At 36.5% G+C, this 509-nt stretch carries 1 protein-coding gene; it reads left to right on the top strand.

Annotated features, from left to right (window positions below):
* Nucleotides 1-12: 12 nt before the first annotated feature.
* On the top strand, nt 13-509 hold a 497-nt coding region (locus tag AC3G7N_RS22740), incomplete at its 3' end, for a glycosyltransferase family 2 protein (RefSeq protein ID WP_489424358.1).

The raw sequence follows: 509 nt of genomic DNA, 5'->3' as shown, positions 1-509 counted from the left end.
GACGTGGTGATGATGAAGAAAAATAAAAAGCGAATTTTGGTAGGATCCCCCGTCCATCAAAAACCAGAAATTTTAAATGAGTTTTTATTGTCGTTGACAGGTCTAAAAAGTGACTCTTTCGACCTTGATTTTTTCTTTGTTGATGATAACAACGATGAAAAGGCTACAGAGCTGCTTCTTGACTTTAAGCAACATAGGGAACGAGTAACTATTTACCAATCGAAACAGGAGGATGATTATTTTTGTGATGATCAAACCCATTACTGGAATGAACAACTTGTCTGGAAAGTAGCTAATTTTAAAAATAGGATTATCAAAAAAGCTGTGGAAGAACAATATGATTATCTATTTTTAATTGACTCTGATTTAGTGCTGCATCCTATGACGATGGAATATTTAGTGAAGGCCGATAAAGACATCGTTTCCGAAGTATTCTGGACGAAATGGCAGCCTGTATCAGAACCCCAACCACAAGTTTGGTTAGTTGACGAATATGGGCAATGGCATCA

It is taken from the genome of Virgibacillus carmonensis, from assembly GCF_057836705.1.
This window is presented reverse-complemented; position numbering and strand designations above follow the sequence as displayed.